This is a genomic window from uncultured Apibacter sp. (assembly GCF_946479295.1).
Classification (GTDB): Bacteria; Bacteroidota; Bacteroidia; order Flavobacteriales; family Weeksellaceae; genus Apibacter.
In genome coordinates this window covers 1-18,553 of sequence record NZ_CAMLFD010000001.1, presented here as the reverse complement: position 1 = coordinate 18,553, position 18,553 = coordinate 1, and the positions used below count along the sequence as shown (strand labels likewise).

Sequence of the window (18,553 nt, the reverse complement as noted above, 5' to 3'; positions counted from 1 at the left end):
AATATATTAATAGATGCTATGTATAAAAAGGATTTCCTTGGAAATCCTTTTTCTTTTATATTTTTGTAATTATCATTATGAAAAATAGTAAAATCATATTAGATTATTTATTAGCGATTTTATGTCTAATTATATTTATATTTCCCATCCTATTTATTTTTATCTTCGTCACAATCGATATTGGGATGTCCGGGTTTTTTATTCAAGAAAGAGTAGGAAAAAATGGTAAAGCTTTCAATTTGTATAAGTTTAGAACAATGAAAGGAGAATATAGTTCTTCAATTACTACAGGAGAAATGCGAATAACTAAACTGGGCAAATTCTTGAGAAGATACAAATTGGATGAAATACCACAAATATTTAATATATTAAAAGGCGATATGTCCTGGGTTGGTCCCAGACCGGATGTTTTCGGATATGCAGATAAATTAGAAGGAGAAGATAGAATTATTCTTTCAGTAAAGCCAGGAATTACTGGTCCGGCACAATTAAAATATAGAAATGAAGAAGAAATTCTTTCAAAAGTAAAAGATCCGAAATTATATAATGATAACATAATTTGGAAAGATAAAGTTAAGATAAATAAAGATTATATTGAAAATTGGAGCTTCACAAATGATGTTAACTATTTGTTAAGAACTATATTTGTCAATAAAAATAATTAAAATTATGATAAAGTTAGCTATTTTTGATTTAGATGGAACATTGCTTAATACGATAAATGATTTGGCTGATTCATGCAATTACATATTGCAAAAAAATAATTTTCCTATACATCCTGTTGACTCTTACAAATATTTTGTGGGTAATGGAATGAGCAAAGTAATAGAAAGAGCACTCCCGGTAGATATAAGTATAAACCCTGATATAGTTGAAAAACTAAGAAAAGAATTTATTGAATATTATAAAATTCATTCCATGTGCAAAACAGCGCCTTATACAGGAGTTATAGATATGTTAAAAACATTATATTCCATGAATATAAAGTTAGCTGTTGCATCAAATAAATTTATTGAAGGAACTCAAATGTTAGTAAGTCAATATTTTAGTGAAATCAATTTTTCTTCTGTATTAGGTCAAAGAACAGAAGTACCAATTAAGCCAAACCCACAAATTGTATATGATATAATGAATGAAACAGAAATTAAGGATAAGAATGAAATTCTATATATAGGCGATACAGGAATAGATATGCAAACCTCAAAAAATGCAGGAGTAAAGGGTATAGGAGTATCATGGGGCTTCAGGTCTAAGAAAGAGTTAATAGAAAATGGAGCCGAATATATAATTGACAAACCGGAAGAAATATTTGAATTAATAAGATAAAAGAAAAACTTACCATAATTTTAATATAATATGGAGAAATCCAGAGTTCCTGTCTTAGATGGATTCAGAGTTTTAGCTATAGGTATGGTTATGCTAGGACATTATTATAATTTTTCAAATAATAATATAGTAAAATATTTGGCAATACATGGATATTTAGGTGTACAATTTTTTTTCATTATCTCAGGATTTGTTATTTCAATTTCTCTCAAAAACTCTCAAAATTATAAACAATTTTTAATAAAAAGATATATTCGGTTAGCTCCAGGAATGTTTGTTTGTTCTACGTTGACTTTTCTATTTTTTAAATTTGTTTATACAGGATCAGGATATGGATATTCAAAAGACCCGGTTAATTATATTATAGCCAATACTTTTATAGACCCCCATGTTATAGACGTGTTTGTAGGATATATTAAATATTATTACATTGATAATTCCTATTGGAGTTTATGGATAGAAGTAAATTTTTATATAATAATAGGATTTTTGTATTTCTTATCACCCAAAAAAGTGATAAGAAATTATACGCTGATTTGTATCATTGGTATACCGATATTTATTCTATTTTCCAGTAAAATGGGACATAGCATATTACAAAATTATATTACTCTCGAAAAAATAAAATATTTTAAATTAATTAGCAGGTCTTTTGCATTTTTTCACGAATGTTTATGGTTTCTTATAGGTCTATTTTTACATAAATTATATCTTAACAAAAGAGATTATAAAAATATATTCATAATGTCATTTATAATTATTATTCTAACATTATGGGGACGGGAAATAAAGTTATTATTTATTTATTTTTTGATTCTATGTATTTTTTTAGTTTTTATTTATTTTCCCAAATACCTCTCTTTTTTAAATAACAAATGGTTTTGTAAATTAGGTATAGCCTCTTATTCATTATATTTAATTCATTACCATATAGGAGTTGCTACTATAAAATGTATATTTAAATATTTAGGAAGAGAAGTACTTTTAGTTCCCTTAATAATAGCTTTTTTGGCATGTATGTTTTCCCTATATAGTTATAAATATTTAGAAACTCCATTATCAAGAATTCTGAAAAAAATATTGCTAAGAAAATAATGGTAATGAAAAATATTAGTTAAATAAATAAAAAAATTTTAAAAGAAAGAAAAAATATACTACTTTTGCACGCAAATTAAATGGCCGCGTAGCTCAATTGGATAGAGCGTCAGATTACGGCTCTGAAGGTTGAGGGTTCGACTCCTTCCGCGGTCACTAAGCTATAAACCTATCCTACAAAGGGTTTGTAGCTTTTTTTATTAAATATCAAACTTGTAGTTACAAAACCACAATGCAAGCAGCAATGTAATTACTATGACAAAAGAAACAAAATTCGGGTGTTCATACTCTGAAATATAGATTATAGATAAGCTCAAAAAGACTGGAAAACTTCAAATAAGAAAAATCTTACTGTAAATTGGTACGTTCAATGTATTTTTTACGATCCCGCTTTTAAAGAAAAATACCCTAATGGTTTTCAGTTTAGAAAACGAGGAAATAAGCCTAGAACACTAAAAGGAAGGCAAAGATTAGTACTTTTTTTATATAATAATATGAAGAAATTACTAGATTCCGGATTTAACCCTATTACTAAAACCTTTATGGGAGAAGTAGAGGTAAATCAGAATATTGATGAGCCCCCCCCTTTGTCGATGCCATAGAATTTGTTTTTAATAAAAGAGAAGATAATGATACAAAAGCAGATCTTAAATCTGTTATCAAATATACAATTTTAGCGATAAAAAATCTCCATCTGGATACACTTACAATTTCAGAGGTAAAGCGTAAGCATATAAAATTCATCTTAGAATATCTTTCAAACAATAAAGTTATTGAGAAAAAAGTAAAGGGGCAAAAGGTAACCTATCATACATTAACGGATAAAAGAAGAAATAAATATATTAATTATTTGTCAGGAATTTTTAAAGATATAATAGAATATGACGCAATAGAAAATAACCCCTGTCATAATATAAAAAAATTATCAGTTATAAATGAATTACGTCAAGTTTTAACTTCTGAAGAACGCAAAAAAGTAAATGATTTTTTAAGAGAAAATTATAGGAATTTTTGGTTATTTACTGTAATATTTTTTCATTCCGGAGGTCGTATGAAAGAATTATTAAGTTTAAAAATAAAAGATATTGATTTAGAAAACCAACGGTATAAAACAATTATAAGAAAAGGAGGGTTAAATAGAGAGGTATGGAAAGTAATTAAAACAATTGCATTGCCCTATTGGGAAGAAGTTATAGGTAAAACAGCAGATGCAGAAGCATATATTTTTCATAAAGGATTAGCCCCCCAAGTTTCAGATAAACCTATAAATAGAGACCAAATAACAACACGTTGGCGAGTTCATGTCAAGGATAAACTAGGAATAACAGCAGATTTCTATTCGTTAAAACATTTAAACCTAGATGAAGTTACCGAAATATTATCAATGGAAGATGCAGCAAAAATGGCATCTCATACAACTACAAAAATGATAGAAAAAAATTATGCAATAGGTGAAAAACAAAGACAATTAGAACGATTAAAACACCTTCAAAATGAATTTTAAAAACAGGGGGTATTTTGCCCCCTTTTAATTAACTAAATTATTAATTTTTCAAAATAATTTATTTCATATTAAAAATTTTATTTTTTGATAGCATTTTTTAAAAAATCAAACCAAAATCAAACCAAAATCAAACCCAACCAGAAGCTAATAAAGTAAGAAAGAAAAGAAAGAAAAGAAAAAAAGAAAGAAAAGAAAGAACCAAAGAAAAAAAAGAAAAAAACAAAAACAAAGAAAAAAACAAACGTTTATAAAGGGCAAAAAAAATTTTTCAAAAAAATTCAATTTCAAAACCAATTTTAAAAAAATCAAATTTCCTAATCAGCCATATCAAACTTAACCACCTCGAAGAGAAGAAAAGAAAAAAAAGTTCCGCCAAAAAAAAGAAAAGAAAAAACAAGCGATTTAAGGCGCTCAAAATACACCAAGCGGACAAATACCTATCTTTGATAAAAAAGTCCACCAGAAAGGCTAAAAATATCGAAATACGAGAAATTTCGTGAACGTATCGACTTGTTTGTTCAGTTGTTCAGGTTAGGAGAAAGTGAAAAATAAAAAAATCTAAAAAAACGAGATTGAAAATTTAGTGATTTCAAAATCCCAATTAAAAACCGATGAGTGAGAAAAGAAAAAAGTTGGGGCAAAAAAGAAAAGAATAATTAATCGTTTTTAAGCACTCAAAATACATCAGATGAACAAATACTTATCTTTGAAGAGAAAGTTCGCCAGAAAGCCTAAAAACGTTAAAAAACAGCCTAAGGCGACATAAGTATATACTTGCTGATTATGTAAATTGATAAGAAATTGGGTTTCTTAAGGCAAGCTTTGATAATAAATGGGTTTTTCAGAAATCCAAAAAACCCATAAGAATAATGTAAATAATATTCTTTTAGAAAAGAAACTCTATTGGTTGAAAAATTAATTTTAGCCTTATATTTGGGCTAAAATCTTAAAATTCTTTCTGTTATTTTGATCACGTTGTATAATTCTCTAACCTCATTAAGATTTAGGGTAAAATCTTCTCCGTAGTTAGGATTTAATGAATGACAAGTAATAGTTCCCTCTTCGACATTGTGTGCAACAATTTGTTTTATCAGCAATCCGTTAACATGGTTTATTACAAAAAACCATTGGTTAAAATGTAATTTATAACACCAAAGCTCTTTTTTAACTTCTCTACCCAAAATAACATCTCCTTCGCAAATAGAACGGAATGAGCCGTCATTCATGCTGTCTCCGGAAACTTCAAAGCATCTGTATTTACCGTGAAAAGTTCTGTCAACTTGAACTTTTGCCGTGGGCAATTCTTCAACAAAAGCAGTATCATTATACTCATTCAAATATTCTGCTTGAGCTTTTATTCCAATTAAAGGCACTTCCATGTAATTAGGGTCTACTTCTTTAACTTCTCTGTATTTAGGGCTTTCCGGTTCTTTCAGCATTTCGCCTTTTCCCGTTAAAAGCCAATTCGGGTTTAAAAATTCGCATTTTGAGTATATTAAATCTTTGTCAAATGTGTTTCTTGCGTACCAACTGGATAATGTAGTTGGAGCAATTCCTAAAAATTTTGCAAAATCTGATTTTTTTTTAACTCCTAAATGATTTATTATATTATTCAAAATCAATTTCTTATCTACAATAATATTCATTTCTGTAAAATTTATACGCATAATACTTGTTCTATCTTTTTTACTCTAATCTTATTACGCCACATACTATAGCAACTGCGTATATCTGTGATAAATGAAGTTCAAAGGGATCGTAATTAGAATTTTCACTAACTATCAAAACATGCTCAGAGTCTGAACCTTTTTTTATTCTCTTAATGAGAGCTCCTTGAGTGGTATCTAAGACATAAACTTTGTTCCATTGAAAAAATAAATCAGTTAGAAGTAATTTTTTGCAGGCCACAATATCGCCGCTGCTATATTTAGGGTACATACTGCTCCCTTTTACTCGTATCATGAAATCAACATTTAATTCCGTAAATTCAGGGATGTTGTATAATTCCGAATCATAATTCATTACCTGGATATCCCCTGAACCAAACCCGGCCATTGCTTCAATGGATATTAAAGGAATTCCCTTCCCTGTCTCTTTTTCTTTACGGATATAAGCTGTTTTTGGTTCTTTTACTGTTGTTTTAGTTTCCTCATTAGTAGTGTACCCTGCATTTTTCAACATATCCCCTTTACCCGTTAATAACCATTCGGGGTTTATATCGGGATATACTTTTAGTATATTTTCTAATTTATCTACTCCTATAGTTCGATTATTTTTCAATTGACTTGCGAAAGCGCCATTTGAAAACCCAATACTCTTCTCAAAACTCTGATTTGTAATTCCTTTATAATCAATAAATTCTTTTATTCTATGCAAAGTGTTGCTCATTTATTAGAAAATATTTTAATTAATATTTGTTTAATTAGAAAAAATCTTAATATATTTGCTTTAGAATTAAAAACAAACAAATCAATGATCAAAAATACTCAAAAAAGGAATAAGTGGAATTCTTTGGTAGTAAATAAACTTTCAGAGAAACACGGTTTTACCGGCTATTACATACGTCAATGCTTGAGAGGGGACCGAAATAGCCAAACTTCCGATACTATTAGAAAAGAGTATAAAGAATTAGTTCTAGAGATAGAAAATACTTTAAATAAGTAAAGCAAGCATATCGGTTAAAGTAAAACAGATAGATGAGGATAAAAAAATTTTAGCGAAATAATTATGATCAAGCACAGGGATAAATTTAATAAATCAATTAATAATATAAAAATTGCTTTAAAAGCATTAGATGCAGCAGAAAACATTATAAACAATGTGCATATAATAATTAATAATGGAAAAAAAGAATTGAATTACACACTTGAAGTAATAAAAGAGGCTCAGGGCGGTGTAGGAGCCGCTCCTAGGTCTTACCACAAAAAAATAAAACCTTTAAGTAAAGAAAAAGAGGCAGAGATTTTAGCAAGTTTTTTTCGTAAATAAATCTTACCTACAAAACCTTATAAATAAAAAAAGTATAAGAGTTTGATAAACTTAACAAAAAAGAAACTACATAAAACCAAAAAAGCCCTGCGCTAACAGGACTTTCACAACATCAAAAATGACATTGTTATGACAGAAACATTGATAAATCAAGATATTAGTCAAAAATCCCCCTGTTATTGAAGCTATGAAGTATATTTTGAATAAAAAGGAATACAATGAAGTCGAAAAAGATTTGATCAGTATTAAAGTACTTTATTGTCACTAATCCATAAATCTTTTGGTTTATAACTTTTTTTGAATTAAGCGCATAATTAACGCAAATCTAATTTTAGAGGATAGAAAATAGATATTTTACAACTAGTTTGGAAAGTAATAAATAAAGTCGATAGCCATATTTTCCTCATTTTTGGTCCTGAATATATTCGATAACAGTAACCACAATCATTATAAATTTATTAATTTAATTTTAAATTTTTATAGGTAAATTTATTAAATATTATTTATCTTGTATATTATTAGGAATTTAATTTTAAACTATGAAAATCAAACTTAATTATTTAATATTAATCCTACTTCCAGCAATTTTTGTTGCTCAAGATAAATATTACTCAAATTTAGAAGATTCATTATTAGGAAGTAATACAGAATATAGAAAAAAATGGGACGTAAAGCATTATGATCTTATAATTGAACCTGATTTTAAAAATAAATATATTAAAGGATCGAATACAATAAAATTCCAAAATAAAGGATCGAAGATCATACAAATAGATTTGAAAGAGCCTATGAAAATCGACAGTATATTTTCTGTAAAAAATAGAGTTGTTACATTTAATAAGCAAGGAAATTTCTATTATCTAGATATAAGCGTTTTAAATAATGAAGATAATATAAATAATGAACTTACCATTTATTTTAGCGGAAAACCAATTATAGCCAAGAATGCACCTTGGGATGGAGGTTGGATTTTTACTAAAGATAGGAGTGGTAAAGATTGGATGAGTGTTGCCTGTGAAGGTATAGGTGCTAGTATATGGTATCCGTGTAAAGATTATCTTGGAGACGAGCCTGATGAGGGGATGACGTTGACTATTATTACAGACGATGATTTAAAAGGAATAGGAAATGGTAAATTAATAAAATATTGGAAAGAATTGGATAAAAACTATTTTAAATGGCAGGTTATAAATCCGATAAATAATTACAATATAGTTCCCTACATTGGAGAATATGTTAATTTCAGTGATGAATATAAAGGAGAAAAAGGGATTTTAGAATTGAGTTATTGGGTAAAACCGTATAATTTAAATAAAGCTAAACAACAATTTATACAAGTAAAGAAAATGCTTGAAGCATTTGAATACTGGTTCGGTCCTTATCCTTTTTATGAAGACGGATATAAGCTGGTAGAGTCTCCCTATTTAGGTATGGAACATCAAAGTGCGATCGCATATGGTAATAGATATAGGAATGGTTATTTAGGAGAGGATAGAAGCGGTACAGGAATAGGTTTAAAATGGGATTTTATTATAATACATGAATCAGGGCATGAATGGTTTGGTAATAATATATCTAATGCAGATATAGCAGATATGTGGATACATGAAGCATTTACAACCTATTCGGAAACTTTATTTATAGAATATTATTTCGGGAAACAAATGGCAAATAAATATATTATTGGTCAAAGAAAAAATGTAATTAACGACATACCAATTATTGCTACTTACCAAATACATAAAAAAGGAAGCCAAGATATGTATGATAAGGGAGCGAATATGATACATACCCTAAGGCAAATTATAGATAATGATCAGTTATTTAGAGATATTATGAGAGGTTTAAATAAAGAATATTATCATCAAACAGTTACAACAAAGCAAATTGAGGATTACATATCAAGAAAAGCAGGAATCGATTTTTCAAAAATTTTTGATCAATACCTTAGAACGATTAAAATACCTGAGCTGACTTATTATATAAAAGACAATTTATTATATTATAAATGGTCAAATGTTGTTCAAGATTTTTCAATGGAAATAAATACTTCTATTGGGAAAATTAAACCTTCTGAAAATTGGAAATCTAAAAAAATTAATGTAGATAATAAATATTTCTATGTTGATGAAAATTACTATGTTAAAGTAGTTAATACAAATAATTAATTATTTTTTTTTCAATTTTTTTATTGTAATGATAGAAATACTTATAAATCCTATCATAGTAGAAAAAAGGTAAGTAAGGAACATAAAATTTAAATAAATATCGGGAATTGGATCATAAAAATACTTAACAAATGTTTCCGCAATTTGAAAAAATAATAAAATACCAACGATATACAGAATAATGTAAAACATAAACTTCATAATATCTGTTGTTTTCAATAAAAAAATATAAAGTTTTAATGATATTAAAATAAATATGATAAAAAACATGCTATAAATAAGGTAAACCATTTTAGAATTTTATTAGTCTTTAGTTTCATCTTCATTTAAGATGTTATCAACCTCATCGATAGGCTTTAATTTTTCCATTAATACTTTATCTATCCTATAGGCATCCTTGTCTACTATTTCAAAAGAAAATCCATTGTAGTTAAATTTTTCAGCCACTTCCGGAATATATTCCATATGATAAATTATAAATCCGGCTAATGTAACATATTCGTCGTCATCTAAATCAATAATTACATCATCGAAGAATGAATTTAAATCTCTAATTCCAATATTTCCATTAACTAAATAAGATCCATCTTCACGTTCCACAATTTCAGTCTCTTCCTCGTCGCTTTCAGGCATATCACCGACAATACCTTCAATAAGATCCTGTAAGGTAATTATACCTTGAAAAGTACCATATTCATCAACTACAAACCCCATATGTTGCTTATTCTTTCGAAATTCTTGTAAAATATCAACGGAATGCATGTTTTCGTGGATGAATATTGGTGTTTTAAGAATTGACTTAATATCAAAATTGGGAGAATTTATATTTTCATAAAATTCTTTAATAGCTAAATAAGCGTTGGCTTCATCTAAATCTCCGTCACAAACAGGAAATTTTGTAAAATTGCTTTCTTTAATCTGTTTCTCGATTTCCTCAAAGTTGTCTTTTAAATTTATCCATTCAACCCTTTTACGATACGTCATTAAACTTTTAGCTTTTTGCTCTGAAAAAGCAAAAACATTTTGATGTAACTCACTTTCCTCTTTTTCTAAAACACCTTGCAAACTAGCTGTTTTAAGCATATATATGAGTTCGTCTTCAGATATTTTTTCCCCTTCTACATTAGAAATTTTAAATATCTTATTAAATAAATGTGTTGAAAATGATAGTATTTTAACAAATGGATACAAAGCCACTGAAAAAACTTTGATAATCGGAGCTACGAATAATGCAATCTTTTCCGGATTTCTCATGCCGAATGTTTTAGGAATAAGTTCCCCTAAAACAATAGATACAAAGGTAATTAATGCAATAATAACCATATATGAAAGCTCATTAGCATGAGATTGTGTCAAAGAGAAATGTTCGAAAAACGGTTCAACATATTTCACTAAAGTAGCTCCCCCATAGGCACCGGAAATAATTCCGATTAATGTAATACCTACTTGAATGGAAGATAAAAAGTCTTCTGGTTTTTCTAAGAGACTTAGTACTATTTGTGCCTTTTTATTACCTTTTTTAACTTTATTTTCAATCTTTTGCCTTTTAACAGATACTAAGGCAATTTCTGATACAGCGAAAAAGGCATTTAAAAGAGTTAATAATAAAAGAATTCCTATTTCTAACATTTTAATATAAAAAAATTAAGTTTATTTCCAGGTAGTTGTTTCAATCATTTTAATTATATCTCTTTCAATATATTCAACAGCAGGTTGTAATGAATCAGGTCGAGGTTGAACTTTAAAATAAAGTGTACCCGAAAGAAAATGTTTAACACTGTCTGTAACATAAAATTGAATATTTGAGGCAGTTTCGCCTCCTAATCGGTATAGATTTCCAAATATTTTTTTTTCAGGATAAGAAAACGTTTTAGCTTTTATAGAGTTGGCTTTTATTGTATGCTCATATACAAGCCTCTGTGTCTCTTTTAGCAATGAATTCAAATTGCCGTTATTAACATTTGAATAGGTTAAATATAGGGTAGCTTTCATAGTTGGATAAGTGAAATTATACCAACAATTTTTTTGTTTGTCTATTACTCTTGCTAAGTCAGAATATTGAAATTGATAGGGACAATCATCCTTTTTAAAAAGAATATATTTTGGCATAGGATATTCTAATCTTACTTGACCTTCCGGTTTAGGAAAGTAATCGTCTTTTTCACAACTGATAAAGAAAATAATAAATAGTGCTGTAAGATATAAAAAATATAATTTATTTAATAATTTACTCATTTAGGTATCTAAATTTTATCTTAAATCAAATAATATGTTTAACGGATTTTTAAATATAATATGTATGTTAGCCCATGTTTTACTAATAAATTGAAAATATTTTTTGATCAAATTTTTATATGTAAAAGCATAACTAACCCAATCTTGTAAAATTTTAATAACAATTTTAAAGACATCAATTCTCTTAAAATGATGCAAAATTAAGAGTAGACAAAAATGTAGTAATGGGAAATAGTTTAATGAAATACTCGTGGGCCCGGGGTCTTCCATATGAATTTAAATTTTATTATAAGTAAGCTTTTTTTGCGTTTTAAAAATCATTCTGAATTATTTCATCGTTATCAGGTTGTTTGCCTAATAAGTTTGACAAAAATAAAATATTATCTGCAATAACTTCTGTAATATGCTTAGTGATACCGTTATCTTCAAATTTTCGGGTTTTAAGCTTACCTTCAATGTAAACTTTACTTCCCTTTTTAAGAAATTTCTCACAAAGTTCTGCTAATTTATTTCTAGCAGTTATATTATGCCAATCTGTTACATCTACTTTTTCACCAGTTTCTTTGTTTATATAACTTTCAGAAGTAGCTACCGGAAAATTTACAACGATATTTCCATCACTAAATCTATAAGATTTTACGTCAGTACCTAAATTTCCAACTAAAATTACTTTATTAATAGATGTACTCATTTTATATTTAAATTGATCGCATTGAAGAGCAAAAATAAGAAAAAAATTAATTATAAAATAAAAAATTTTCCATCGGTTTTGGAAAAGCATAACTTTTTAAGTTGTTTTTATTCAAAATTATAGCCTTTGTTTTACTCGCAATTTTATAGAATTCAGCTTCATCAATTTTAATTTCACTTATTGTTATTAATAATAGTTTATGAGTAAGCTTGTGTTTTATCTGGTGGTTGTGTAGGTTATTATAATTTCCAAATTCTTTCTCATATAAAGGAAACTCATATAACCCTTTCCAAATAGAATTATTATCTCTCTTTTTTATTAAGATATAATTATTGTGATAAAAATATGCGTAATGAATTTTTTCTTCTTTAATTTTAATAGCGGAAGATTTTATAGGAAGATCATTTTGTAAGTTATTTTTATAAGCCAAACATTCGTCTTTTATAACACATTGATTGCATTTAGGATTTAATGGAATACAAACTAAAGATCCGAAATCCATAATGGCTTGATTGAAATCGCCAGGATTATCAGGCATTATGGGCTTTATTAAATCAAAAAAATATTTGAATGTACTACTTTTACTAATATCTTTTTCAGAATTAAAAATTCGTGAATATACTCGAAAAGCATTTCCATCAATAGCGGGAATTTTTTCATTAAAAGATATGGAAGCAATGGCAGCTGCTGTGTATTTACCAATTCCTTTAAGCTTTATTATTTCTTGATAAGAGTTGGGGAAAATTCCATTTAGCTTATCTACAACATACTTAGCCGTAAAATGTAAATTATGGGCTCGAGAATAATATCCCAAACCTTGCCAGGAACTTAATACCTCATCTTCTGAAGCCTTAGCAAGAATTTCAATAGTCGGAAACCGATTTGTAAAATCTAAATAATATCTATATCCCTGATTAATACGGGTTTGCTGGAAAATGATTTCCGAAATCCATATGTTGTAAGGAGAGAGAGTTTCACGCCACGGTAATAAGCGTTTATTAATTTTATACCACTTCTGTAAAAGACTAATAAAATTCACACTTTTAAATGTTTATAAGTTTTAGTTTCCAAAAATAATATTATATTTGCAAACTCAAAATTTAATTAGAAGTATAATAAGATAATATTTAAAAAGTATGACAAAAGCAGATATCGTAAATTCGATTTCAAGTAAACTTGGTCTAGAAAAGGTTGAAACTCAAAAGGTCGTTGAAGTTTTTATGGATGAGATAAAAACAGCTATGGCTAATGGAGATAATGTTTATCTAAGAGGTTTTGGAACTTTTTTAATTAAGAAAAGAGCAGCTAAAACAGGGAGAAACATTTCTAAGAATACAACAATAAAGATACCGGCTCATAATGTACCTGCTTTTAAACCAGCTAAGTCTTTTGTAGAAGATGTAAAAACTAATGTTAAAGTTAAAAATTAGTAATAATAAATAATAAATAAAAGAATACTATGCCAAGCGGAAAAAAAAGAAAACGTCATAAGGTTGCGACCCACAAAAGAAAAAAAAGAAGAAGATTAAATCGTCATAAAAAGAAAAATAAATAATTTTCTTCTACCATAAAACTAAGGTTTTTTTACTTAAGATATTTTAACATTCTTTACCAAAGTAATAGGTAAAGAATGTTTTTGTTCAAAAGTGAATGTATATAAGAGAGGAAAATTAATGTAAAAAAATGAGTAAAGAATTAATAGTATCATATGAACATTCAAAAGTTAGAATTATAATATTAGAAGGAGGAAGAATTCAAGAACTTCATGAAGAGGAGATAGGCAATAATTTTACTGTTGGAGATATTATTATGGGTAAGGTAAAAAAACTTGCCCCTAGTCTTAACGCTTGTTTCGTAAATATCGGTTACGAAAAAGATGCCTTTTTACATTATCACGATTTAGGTCCTCAAATTAAATCATCATTAAAATATTGTAAAGGAGTCTCTTCAGGCAAAATTAATTCTCCTAAATTAACTTCTTTCTCATTTGAAGAAGATATAAATAAAGACGGCGTTATACAAGACGTTTTAGTTCCCAACCAAGATATTTTAGTGCAAATAACCAAGGAGCCTATCTCAACTAAAGGGCCTCGTATATCATCCGAAATTTCTTTGGCAGGTAGATATCTTGTACTTATTCCATTTGCATCAAAAACATCAGTGTCAAGAAATGTATCAACTGCTGAAGAAAAAGAGAGATTAAAAAAAATAGGAGAGCAAATTAGGCCTAATGGATTCGGCTTAATTATTAGAACTGTTGCAGAAGGAAAATCATCTCAGGAATTACAATCGGATTTAGTCTATTTATTAAACAAATGGAACAATATATGCTTCCGTAATATAAAGAAGAGTAAGTCTCCTGCTAAAATTTTGGGTGAATTGGATAAGGCATCTTCAATTCTAAGAGATAATTTTAATGAGGATTTTGTAAGCATCGTTTGTGATAATGAGGAATTAGCTGGAGAAATGAAAAATTATCTTAATATCATAGCTCCTGAAAAATCTAAATTGGTTAAATACTATGATTCCCATATTCCTATATTTGAATATTATAACATTGACAAACAAATAAAGCAATTATTTGGTAAACACGTTAATATATATCAATCAAAAGGTGCCTATTTGATTATTGAGCATACCGAAGCCTTGCATGTTATAGATGTAAATTCTGGAAATGTTACTGCCAATCAAAAATCGCAAGAAGATGCAGCTCTCCACATTAATAAATTAGCTGCAGCAGAAATTGCTCGTCAGTTACGTTTAAGAGACATTGGAGGAATTATCGTTGTGGATTTTATAGATTTAACTTCTTCACAGCATAAAAAGGATCTTTATGAATATTTAAAACAAGTCATGAAAGATGACAAAGCAAAACATAAGATTCTACCACCGAGTAAATTTGGAATTGTACAGATTACGAGACAACGTGTACGTCCTCAAAAACAACTTAATACAACAGAAGAAAATCCTAATAGTAATGGAAAAATAGAATCTCCTATTGTATTAATAGATAGAATACAGCAACAAATTATAAATGCTATTGTTAACCATAAAGGCAAGCTATATTTACATACTCATCCTTTCGTTGCTGCATATTTAACAAAAGGTATTAAAAGTATTAGAAATGAATGGTTTTTAACCTATAAAAGATGGATTAGAGTAATACCTAGGGATAGTTTTAAATACCTTCAGTTCCAGATACAGGATGATAGAAAGGAGATAATTTCTCAATTTTCGAATTAGATATAATTATATATATTTTTCCACTTTTTTAATCAGAATTTTTTAATTTAATTCAAAATTATATTTTTATAAGTTTAGCTATTACAATAAGATAGATATAATTAATCAACTAATGATTTATATTTATTAAATTTTAGAAATAAAATTTCCTAAAAAAACGCTTAATATTCCTATAAAAAGACTAAAAAATATATATAAAGACAGAGTTGTTAAATTATTATTTTGAATTAATTGCAAATTTTCCGCTGAAAAAGTGGAAAATGTAGTATATCCGCCGCAAAAACCTGTTACTAAAAACAATTTTATTTCATTATTTATAAAATTAAATCTTTCGGATAATCCTAAGAATAAACCGATTAATAGACATCCCGTACAATTTATAAAGAATGTTGCTAATGGAAATCCATCTGAGCAATTTTTTTGGGTATAATAAGATATAAGGTATCGAATTATTGAGCCTAAAGAGCCACCCAATCCAACTAAAATAATGTTATTAATCATAAAAAGCTATTCAAAATAAATTTAAAAATCCATTGAATTATCCATAAAAATTAATAATTTAATAATCAACTGTATTATAAAACATCATTACATTAAATTTATAATTAGGATTTTTTTGCTATTTGAAATTTAATCTAATAATTTAGAAATAATTATTAGTTAAAAGTTATAATTTGATTTAAAAAAATAGATAGAAAAATCACATTCCCTTGTCATCCTCATTATCTTTATTCTTTCTATACCATTCGCTATATTTAATATAATTATTTGCAGTTTGTAGAATTTTTTCTTTTTGTAACTGTTGAGAAACCATTCCTATTTTTTGTGCAGGTATACCAGCCCATATTTCACCTTCAAATATGTGCTTTCTTTGTGTTACAACAGCACCGGCAGCTATAATAGCATTGCTTTCAACTGTTACGCCATCCATTACTATTGCACCCATTCCAATTAAGACGTTATTGTAAATTGTGCAACCATGAATTATAGCATTATGACCTATAGATACATTGTTGCCAATAATAGTAGGATATTTCATATAAGTACAATGAATTACTGCATTATCTTGAATATTGACTTTATTACCAATTTTTATAAAGTTAACGTCACCACGTATCACAGCATTAAACCATACAGAGCATTGATCTCCGATAGTCACATTACCAATTAGCACACATGTGTCTGATAAAAAGCAATCATTTCCGATTAAAGGATTTTTATCTAATATGTTTTTAATTAGAGCCATAGTAAATAAATATTATTAACCTATAAAGATTTATTGGCAAGTTATGTAATTTTGAAGAATTAAACTAAATGACATGAAATTAAAAATTGAAAATACCCTCAATAAAAACATCATAAAATTTATAGCTCCTTCAACGCTGGTTGAAGGTAGTTATGAAATATCGGAAATAAAAGATGCAGCCAATATTCCGTTAGCTCAAGAATTATTGCAATTACCGTTCATTACTAATATTTTTATAACGGCAAATTTTATCGCTATACAAAAAAATGATATGGTTGAATGGGATATGGTTATAGATGAAGTAAAAGAATTAATTGAAGATGAATTATTAGCTAACCCTACTGTAGTTTTACAACCAAGCAAAGCTCCTATTTCAGTTTATGTGGAAATGACTCCTAATGCTTCCGTGATGAAGTTTGTTACAAACAGAATATTAGTTGAAGGAATCATTGAATTGAAAAATATAGAAGAAGCTAAAGAAGTTCCTTTGGCACAGTATTTATTTAGCTTTCCCTATATAAAAGAAATTTTTATTTCAGATAATTTTGTATCAATAACAAAAACAGATAATTCTAAATGGGAAGACATTTCTATGGAAATAAGATTTAATATTTCTGAATATATTCGAGAGGAAAAAGAAATCAGTACCATTAAAAATTTTTCAACTTATAAATCTATAGATCATAATAATAGAGAATTTTCAGAAGCTGAACTAAGAATAAAAAATATTTTAGATGAATACGTGTTGCCTGCTATAGCCGGTGATGGCGGTAACATTGAACTTATTTCATTTGATGAAAATACAAAAATTGCTAAAATGCTGTTGCAGGGAGCTTGTAATGGATGTCCATCTTCTACATTTACCTTGAAAAATGGAATTGAAGAACTTTTAAAACAAATGTTACCCAATGAAATTGAATCTGTAGAAGCGGTTAATGGGTAATCCTGCCGGTAGTATTGATGATTAAAAGATTAAGGAGTTAATAACATGATAGTTAGAATAGAACTTAATCAACTAGAAAAACGTAGTAATTACTACTTTTATAATGACATTTTATTTACTGGCGAAGCGTACCATCATCGCGATAATCAGCTCTATCAAGTCTATGAAATAACCGACGGCGAGATTACTGGCAGTCGAGATTATGGCTTTTTTGAAACTAACGGTATGGTAAAAGTGGATTCTGAACTTGTCCATAGTGGAGATTTTGACTATGTGATGAATGATATTCCTTATACTTATCTTGGTAAGCCATTTACTGGTTTATTTTATGATTATTTTGCAGGATTTGTATCTGGTGAAGCACTTTGTATTAATGGTTGGATTGTAAAAGATATCAGTTTTTATCCTGACGGTACGGGTAGGTTAAGAAAATACGAAGAAAAACATATTGATATTACTGAAACCACGGGTGATAGAGAATGGTCTTTGCAATGGGAAAATAATTCATTTAAAAAAATTGAATCACGTTATTTAGATTATCAAGGCACACATCATACAGGTGAATTAGTATTGTTTTTTAATGATCAAAATCAAATTCAACAAGTAAATATAAAAGGTGATCATGCTTATGTGTCATGCTTAGTTCCTCGCGATGATTTGGAGATTGATTTTAAAACCTTTGATGATTTACTAGCAAAGCAGAATATTTTTGCCGATAATCTATCTATCAGGTTTATCGAAGATGCACTCTTTAATCAATGGTTAGATCAAGGACTCTTAAATCAAGTTAAGCAATTAGAGTTATATAAAACAAAAATTGAACTTTCAACTATTGCTAGATTGATTAAATTACCTTCTTTAGAAAGACTAAACTATAAAGAATCTTCGTTATACCAAACGGATTTAGTCCATGCTGAAAAACAAAAACAACAATATCGAGCACAAGCACTTGCTTTATTTGCTTTACAACAAAATAGCAATATAAAAATAACGTTTACTGATGGTAGAGTTGACTACTTTCAAGCTTTTTTACCCGATGAGTTAAAGCAGCAGCTTCCTAAACAAGAATAACAATCATGATAGTCAGAATAGAACTCAATCAATTAGAAAATCG

The 18,553-nt window shown here is 27.9% G+C and carries 20 protein-coding genes and 1 tRNA gene; 12 read left to right on the top strand and 9 right to left on the bottom strand.

Translation table 11 applies throughout. The features are described from left to right. The first annotated feature begins 77 nt into the window (after positions 1–77). From Q0T35_RS00105 to Q0T35_RS00090, 4 genes are all read left to right on the top strand, one after another. On the top strand, positions 78–665 hold the full coding sequence (locus tag Q0T35_RS00105; RefSeq protein WP_293919124.1) for a sugar transferase: 588 nt from the start codon (positions 78–80) through the stop codon (positions 663–665). A gap of 4 nt (positions 666–669) precedes the next feature. Continuing rightward, entirely contained in the window at positions 670–1,326 is a 657-nt protein-coding gene (locus tag Q0T35_RS00100) for an HAD family hydrolase (protein ID WP_293919125.1), read from the top strand. Between the two features lie 30 nt (positions 1,327–1,356). Next, positions 1,357–2,421 carry an acyltransferase gene (locus Q0T35_RS00095; RefSeq protein WP_295840359.1) on the top strand — a complete coding sequence of 355 codons (1,065 nt, stop codon included), beginning with the start codon at positions 1,357–1,359 and terminating at the stop codon, positions 2,419–2,421. 82 nt (positions 2,422–2,503) lie between these two features. Continuing rightward, positions 2,504–2,577 (top strand) — tRNA-Arg (locus Q0T35_RS00090). A gap of 384 nt (positions 2,578–2,961) precedes the next feature. Here Q0T35_RS00090 and Q0T35_RS00085 read toward each other — a convergent pair. Then, positions 2,962–3,165: a hypothetical protein gene (locus Q0T35_RS00085; protein WP_295840357.1), complete on the bottom strand. Its 204-nt coding sequence runs from the start codon at positions 3,163–3,165 to the stop codon at positions 2,962–2,964. Positions 3,166–3,271: 106 nt separating this feature from the next. Here Q0T35_RS00085 and Q0T35_RS00080 point away from each other — a divergent pair, with 106 nt between their 5' ends. Then, positions 3,272–3,925: a tyrosine-type recombinase/integrase gene (locus Q0T35_RS00080; protein WP_295840356.1), complete on the top strand. Its 654-nt coding sequence runs from the start codon at positions 3,272–3,274 to the stop codon at positions 3,923–3,925. A 938-nt stretch (positions 3,926–4,863) separates the two neighbouring features. Here Q0T35_RS00080 and Q0T35_RS00075 read toward each other — a convergent pair. Together Q0T35_RS00075 and Q0T35_RS00070 are read right to left on the bottom strand one after the other, a co-directional pair. Then, positions 4,864–5,592 (bottom strand): helix-turn-helix domain-containing protein, encoded by a 729-nt coding sequence (locus tag Q0T35_RS00075; protein WP_295840354.1) that lies wholly within the window; start codon positions 5,590–5,592, stop codon positions 4,864–4,866. 19 nt (positions 5,593–5,611) lie between these two features. Further along, entirely contained in the window at positions 5,612–6,313 is a 702-nt protein-coding gene (locus Q0T35_RS00070; protein ID WP_295840352.1) for a LexA family transcriptional regulator, read from the bottom strand. 84 nt (positions 6,314–6,397) lie between these two features. Here Q0T35_RS00070 and Q0T35_RS00065 point away from each other — a divergent pair, with 84 nt between their 5' ends. From Q0T35_RS00065 to Q0T35_RS00055, 3 genes are all read left to right on the top strand, one after another. Next, positions 6,398–6,589, top strand: a complete 192-nt coding sequence (locus Q0T35_RS00065) for a hypothetical protein (protein ID WP_295840348.1) — start codon at positions 6,398–6,400, stop codon at positions 6,587–6,589. A 63-nt stretch (positions 6,590–6,652) separates the two neighbouring features. Then, on the top strand, positions 6,653–6,913 hold the full coding sequence (locus Q0T35_RS00060; protein ID WP_295840346.1) for a hypothetical protein: 261 nt from the start codon (positions 6,653–6,655) through the stop codon (positions 6,911–6,913). Positions 6,914–7,452: 539 nt separating this feature from the next. Beyond that, the gene (locus tag Q0T35_RS00055; protein WP_295840344.1) at positions 7,453–9,081 is read left to right on the top strand and encodes a M1 family metallopeptidase; all 1,629 of its coding nucleotides are present in this window, start codon (positions 7,453–7,455) and stop codon (positions 9,079–9,081) included. Positions 9,082–9,384: 303 nt separating this feature from the next. Here the strand turns inward: Q0T35_RS00055 and Q0T35_RS00050 are convergent, their stop codons facing one another. The 4 genes from Q0T35_RS00050 to mutY form a co-directional block, all read right to left on the bottom strand. Beyond that, a complete protein-coding gene (locus Q0T35_RS00050; RefSeq protein WP_295840342.1) occupies positions 9,385–10,710 on the bottom strand; it encodes a hemolysin family protein in 1,326 nt (441 codons plus the stop codon). Between the two features lie 21 nt (positions 10,711–10,731). Continuing rightward, positions 10,732–11,316 carry a gliding motility lipoprotein GldD gene (gldD, locus tag Q0T35_RS00045; protein WP_293919130.1) on the bottom strand — a complete coding sequence of 195 codons (585 nt, stop codon included), beginning with the start codon at positions 11,314–11,316 and terminating at the stop codon, positions 10,732–10,734. Between the two features lie 310 nt (positions 11,317–11,626). Further along, positions 11,627–12,007 (bottom strand): single-stranded DNA-binding protein, encoded by a 381-nt coding sequence (gene ssb, locus Q0T35_RS00040; protein ID WP_293919224.1) that lies wholly within the window; start codon positions 12,005–12,007, stop codon positions 11,627–11,629. 46 nt (positions 12,008–12,053) lie between these two features. Next, entirely contained in the window at positions 12,054–13,046 is a 993-nt protein-coding gene (mutY, locus tag Q0T35_RS00035) for an A/G-specific adenine glycosylase (RefSeq protein WP_295840341.1), read from the bottom strand. 97 nt (positions 13,047–13,143) lie between these two features. Between mutY and Q0T35_RS00030 the strand changes: the two genes are divergently transcribed. Both Q0T35_RS00030 and Q0T35_RS00025 read left to right on the top strand, forming a co-directional pair. Beyond that, complete coding sequence (locus Q0T35_RS00030) at positions 13,144–13,437, top strand: HU family DNA-binding protein (protein ID WP_293919220.1); 294 nt, start codon at positions 13,144–13,146, stop codon at positions 13,435–13,437. 253 nt (positions 13,438–13,690) lie between these two features. Further along, positions 13,691–15,250, top strand: a complete 1,560-nt coding sequence (locus Q0T35_RS00025) for an Rne/Rng family ribonuclease (protein WP_293919218.1) — start codon at positions 13,691–13,693, stop codon at positions 15,248–15,250. Between the two features lie 126 nt (positions 15,251–15,376). Here Q0T35_RS00025 and crcB read toward each other — a convergent pair whose 3' ends face one another. Both crcB and Q0T35_RS00015 read right to left on the bottom strand, forming a co-directional pair. Continuing rightward, complete coding sequence (crcB, locus tag Q0T35_RS00020; RefSeq protein ID WP_293919216.1) at positions 15,377–15,751, bottom strand: fluoride efflux transporter CrcB; 375 nt, start codon at positions 15,749–15,751, stop codon at positions 15,377–15,379. 199 nt (positions 15,752–15,950) lie between these two features. Further along, positions 15,951–16,496 carry a gamma carbonic anhydrase family protein gene (locus Q0T35_RS00015; protein ID WP_295840339.1) on the bottom strand — a complete coding sequence of 182 codons (546 nt, stop codon included), beginning with the start codon at positions 16,494–16,496 and terminating at the stop codon, positions 15,951–15,953. Positions 16,497–16,569: 73 nt separating this feature from the next. Between Q0T35_RS00015 and Q0T35_RS00010 the strand changes: the two genes are divergently transcribed. Together Q0T35_RS00010 and Q0T35_RS00005 are read left to right on the top strand one after the other, a co-directional pair. Further along, positions 16,570–17,439: a NifU family protein gene (locus Q0T35_RS00010; protein WP_295840336.1), complete on the top strand. Its 870-nt coding sequence runs from the start codon at positions 16,570–16,572 to the stop codon at positions 17,437–17,439. Between the two features lie 45 nt (positions 17,440–17,484). Beyond that, on the top strand, positions 17,485–18,510 hold the full coding sequence (locus Q0T35_RS00005; RefSeq protein ID WP_295840332.1) for a hypothetical protein: 1,026 nt from the start codon (positions 17,485–17,487) through the stop codon (positions 18,508–18,510). Positions 18,511–18,553 lie beyond the last annotated feature (43 nt).

What these genes read in the sequence shown, in the direction of transcription:
- Q0T35_RS00060 (WP_295840346.1), top strand. Translation starts at nt 6,653, where the DNA reads ATGATCAAGCACAGGGATAAATTTAATAAATCAATTAATAATATAAAA.
- Q0T35_RS00100 (WP_293919125.1), top strand. Translation starts at nt 670, where the DNA reads ATGATAAAGTTAGCTATTTTTGATTTAGATGGAACATTGCTTAATACG.
- Q0T35_RS00105 (WP_293919124.1), top strand. Translation starts at nt 78, where the DNA reads ATGAAAAATAGTAAAATCATATTAGATTATTTATTAGCGATTTTATGT.
- Q0T35_RS00030 (WP_293919220.1), top strand. Translation starts at nt 13,144, where the DNA reads ATGACAAAAGCAGATATCGTAAATTCGATTTCAAGTAAACTTGGTCTA.
- Q0T35_RS00055 (WP_295840344.1), top strand. Translation starts at nt 7,453, where the DNA reads ATGAAAATCAAACTTAATTATTTAATATTAATCCTACTTCCAGCAATT.
- Q0T35_RS00025 (WP_293919218.1), top strand. Translation starts at nt 13,691, where the DNA reads ATGAGTAAAGAATTAATAGTATCATATGAACATTCAAAAGTTAGAATT.
- Q0T35_RS00075 (WP_295840354.1), bottom strand. Translation starts at nt 5,592, where the DNA reads ATGCGTATAAATTTTACAGAAATGAATATTATTGTAGATAAGAAATTG.
- Q0T35_RS00015 (WP_295840339.1), bottom strand. Translation starts at nt 16,496, where the DNA reads ATGGCTCTAATTAAAAACATATTAGATAAAAATCCTTTAATCGGAAAT.
- ssb (WP_293919224.1), bottom strand. Translation starts at nt 12,007, where the DNA reads ATGAGTACATCTATTAATAAAGTAATTTTAGTTGGAAATTTAGGTACT.
- Q0T35_RS00070 (WP_295840352.1), bottom strand. Translation starts at nt 6,313, where the DNA reads ATGAGCAACACTTTGCATAGAATAAAAGAATTTATTGATTATAAAGGA.
- Q0T35_RS00050 (WP_295840342.1), bottom strand. Translation starts at nt 10,710, where the DNA reads ATGTTAGAAATAGGAATTCTTTTATTATTAACTCTTTTAAATGCCTTT.
- Q0T35_RS00085 (WP_295840357.1), bottom strand. Translation starts at nt 3,165, where the DNA reads ATGAATTTTATATGCTTACGCTTTACCTCTGAAATTGTAAGTGTATCC.
- gldD (WP_293919130.1), bottom strand. Translation starts at nt 11,316, where the DNA reads ATGAGTAAATTATTAAATAAATTATATTTTTTATATCTTACAGCACTA.
- Q0T35_RS00010 (WP_295840336.1), top strand. Translation starts at nt 16,570, where the DNA reads ATGAAATTAAAAATTGAAAATACCCTCAATAAAAACATCATAAAATTT.
- Q0T35_RS00095 (WP_295840359.1), top strand. Translation starts at nt 1,357, where the DNA reads ATGGAGAAATCCAGAGTTCCTGTCTTAGATGGATTCAGAGTTTTAGCT.
- Q0T35_RS00065 (WP_295840348.1), top strand. Translation starts at nt 6,398, where the DNA reads ATGATCAAAAATACTCAAAAAAGGAATAAGTGGAATTCTTTGGTAGTA.
- Q0T35_RS00005 (WP_295840332.1), top strand. Translation starts at nt 17,485, where the DNA reads ATGATAGTTAGAATAGAACTTAATCAACTAGAAAAACGTAGTAATTAC.
- crcB (WP_293919216.1), bottom strand. Translation starts at nt 15,751, where the DNA reads ATGATTAATAACATTATTTTAGTTGGATTGGGTGGCTCTTTAGGCTCA.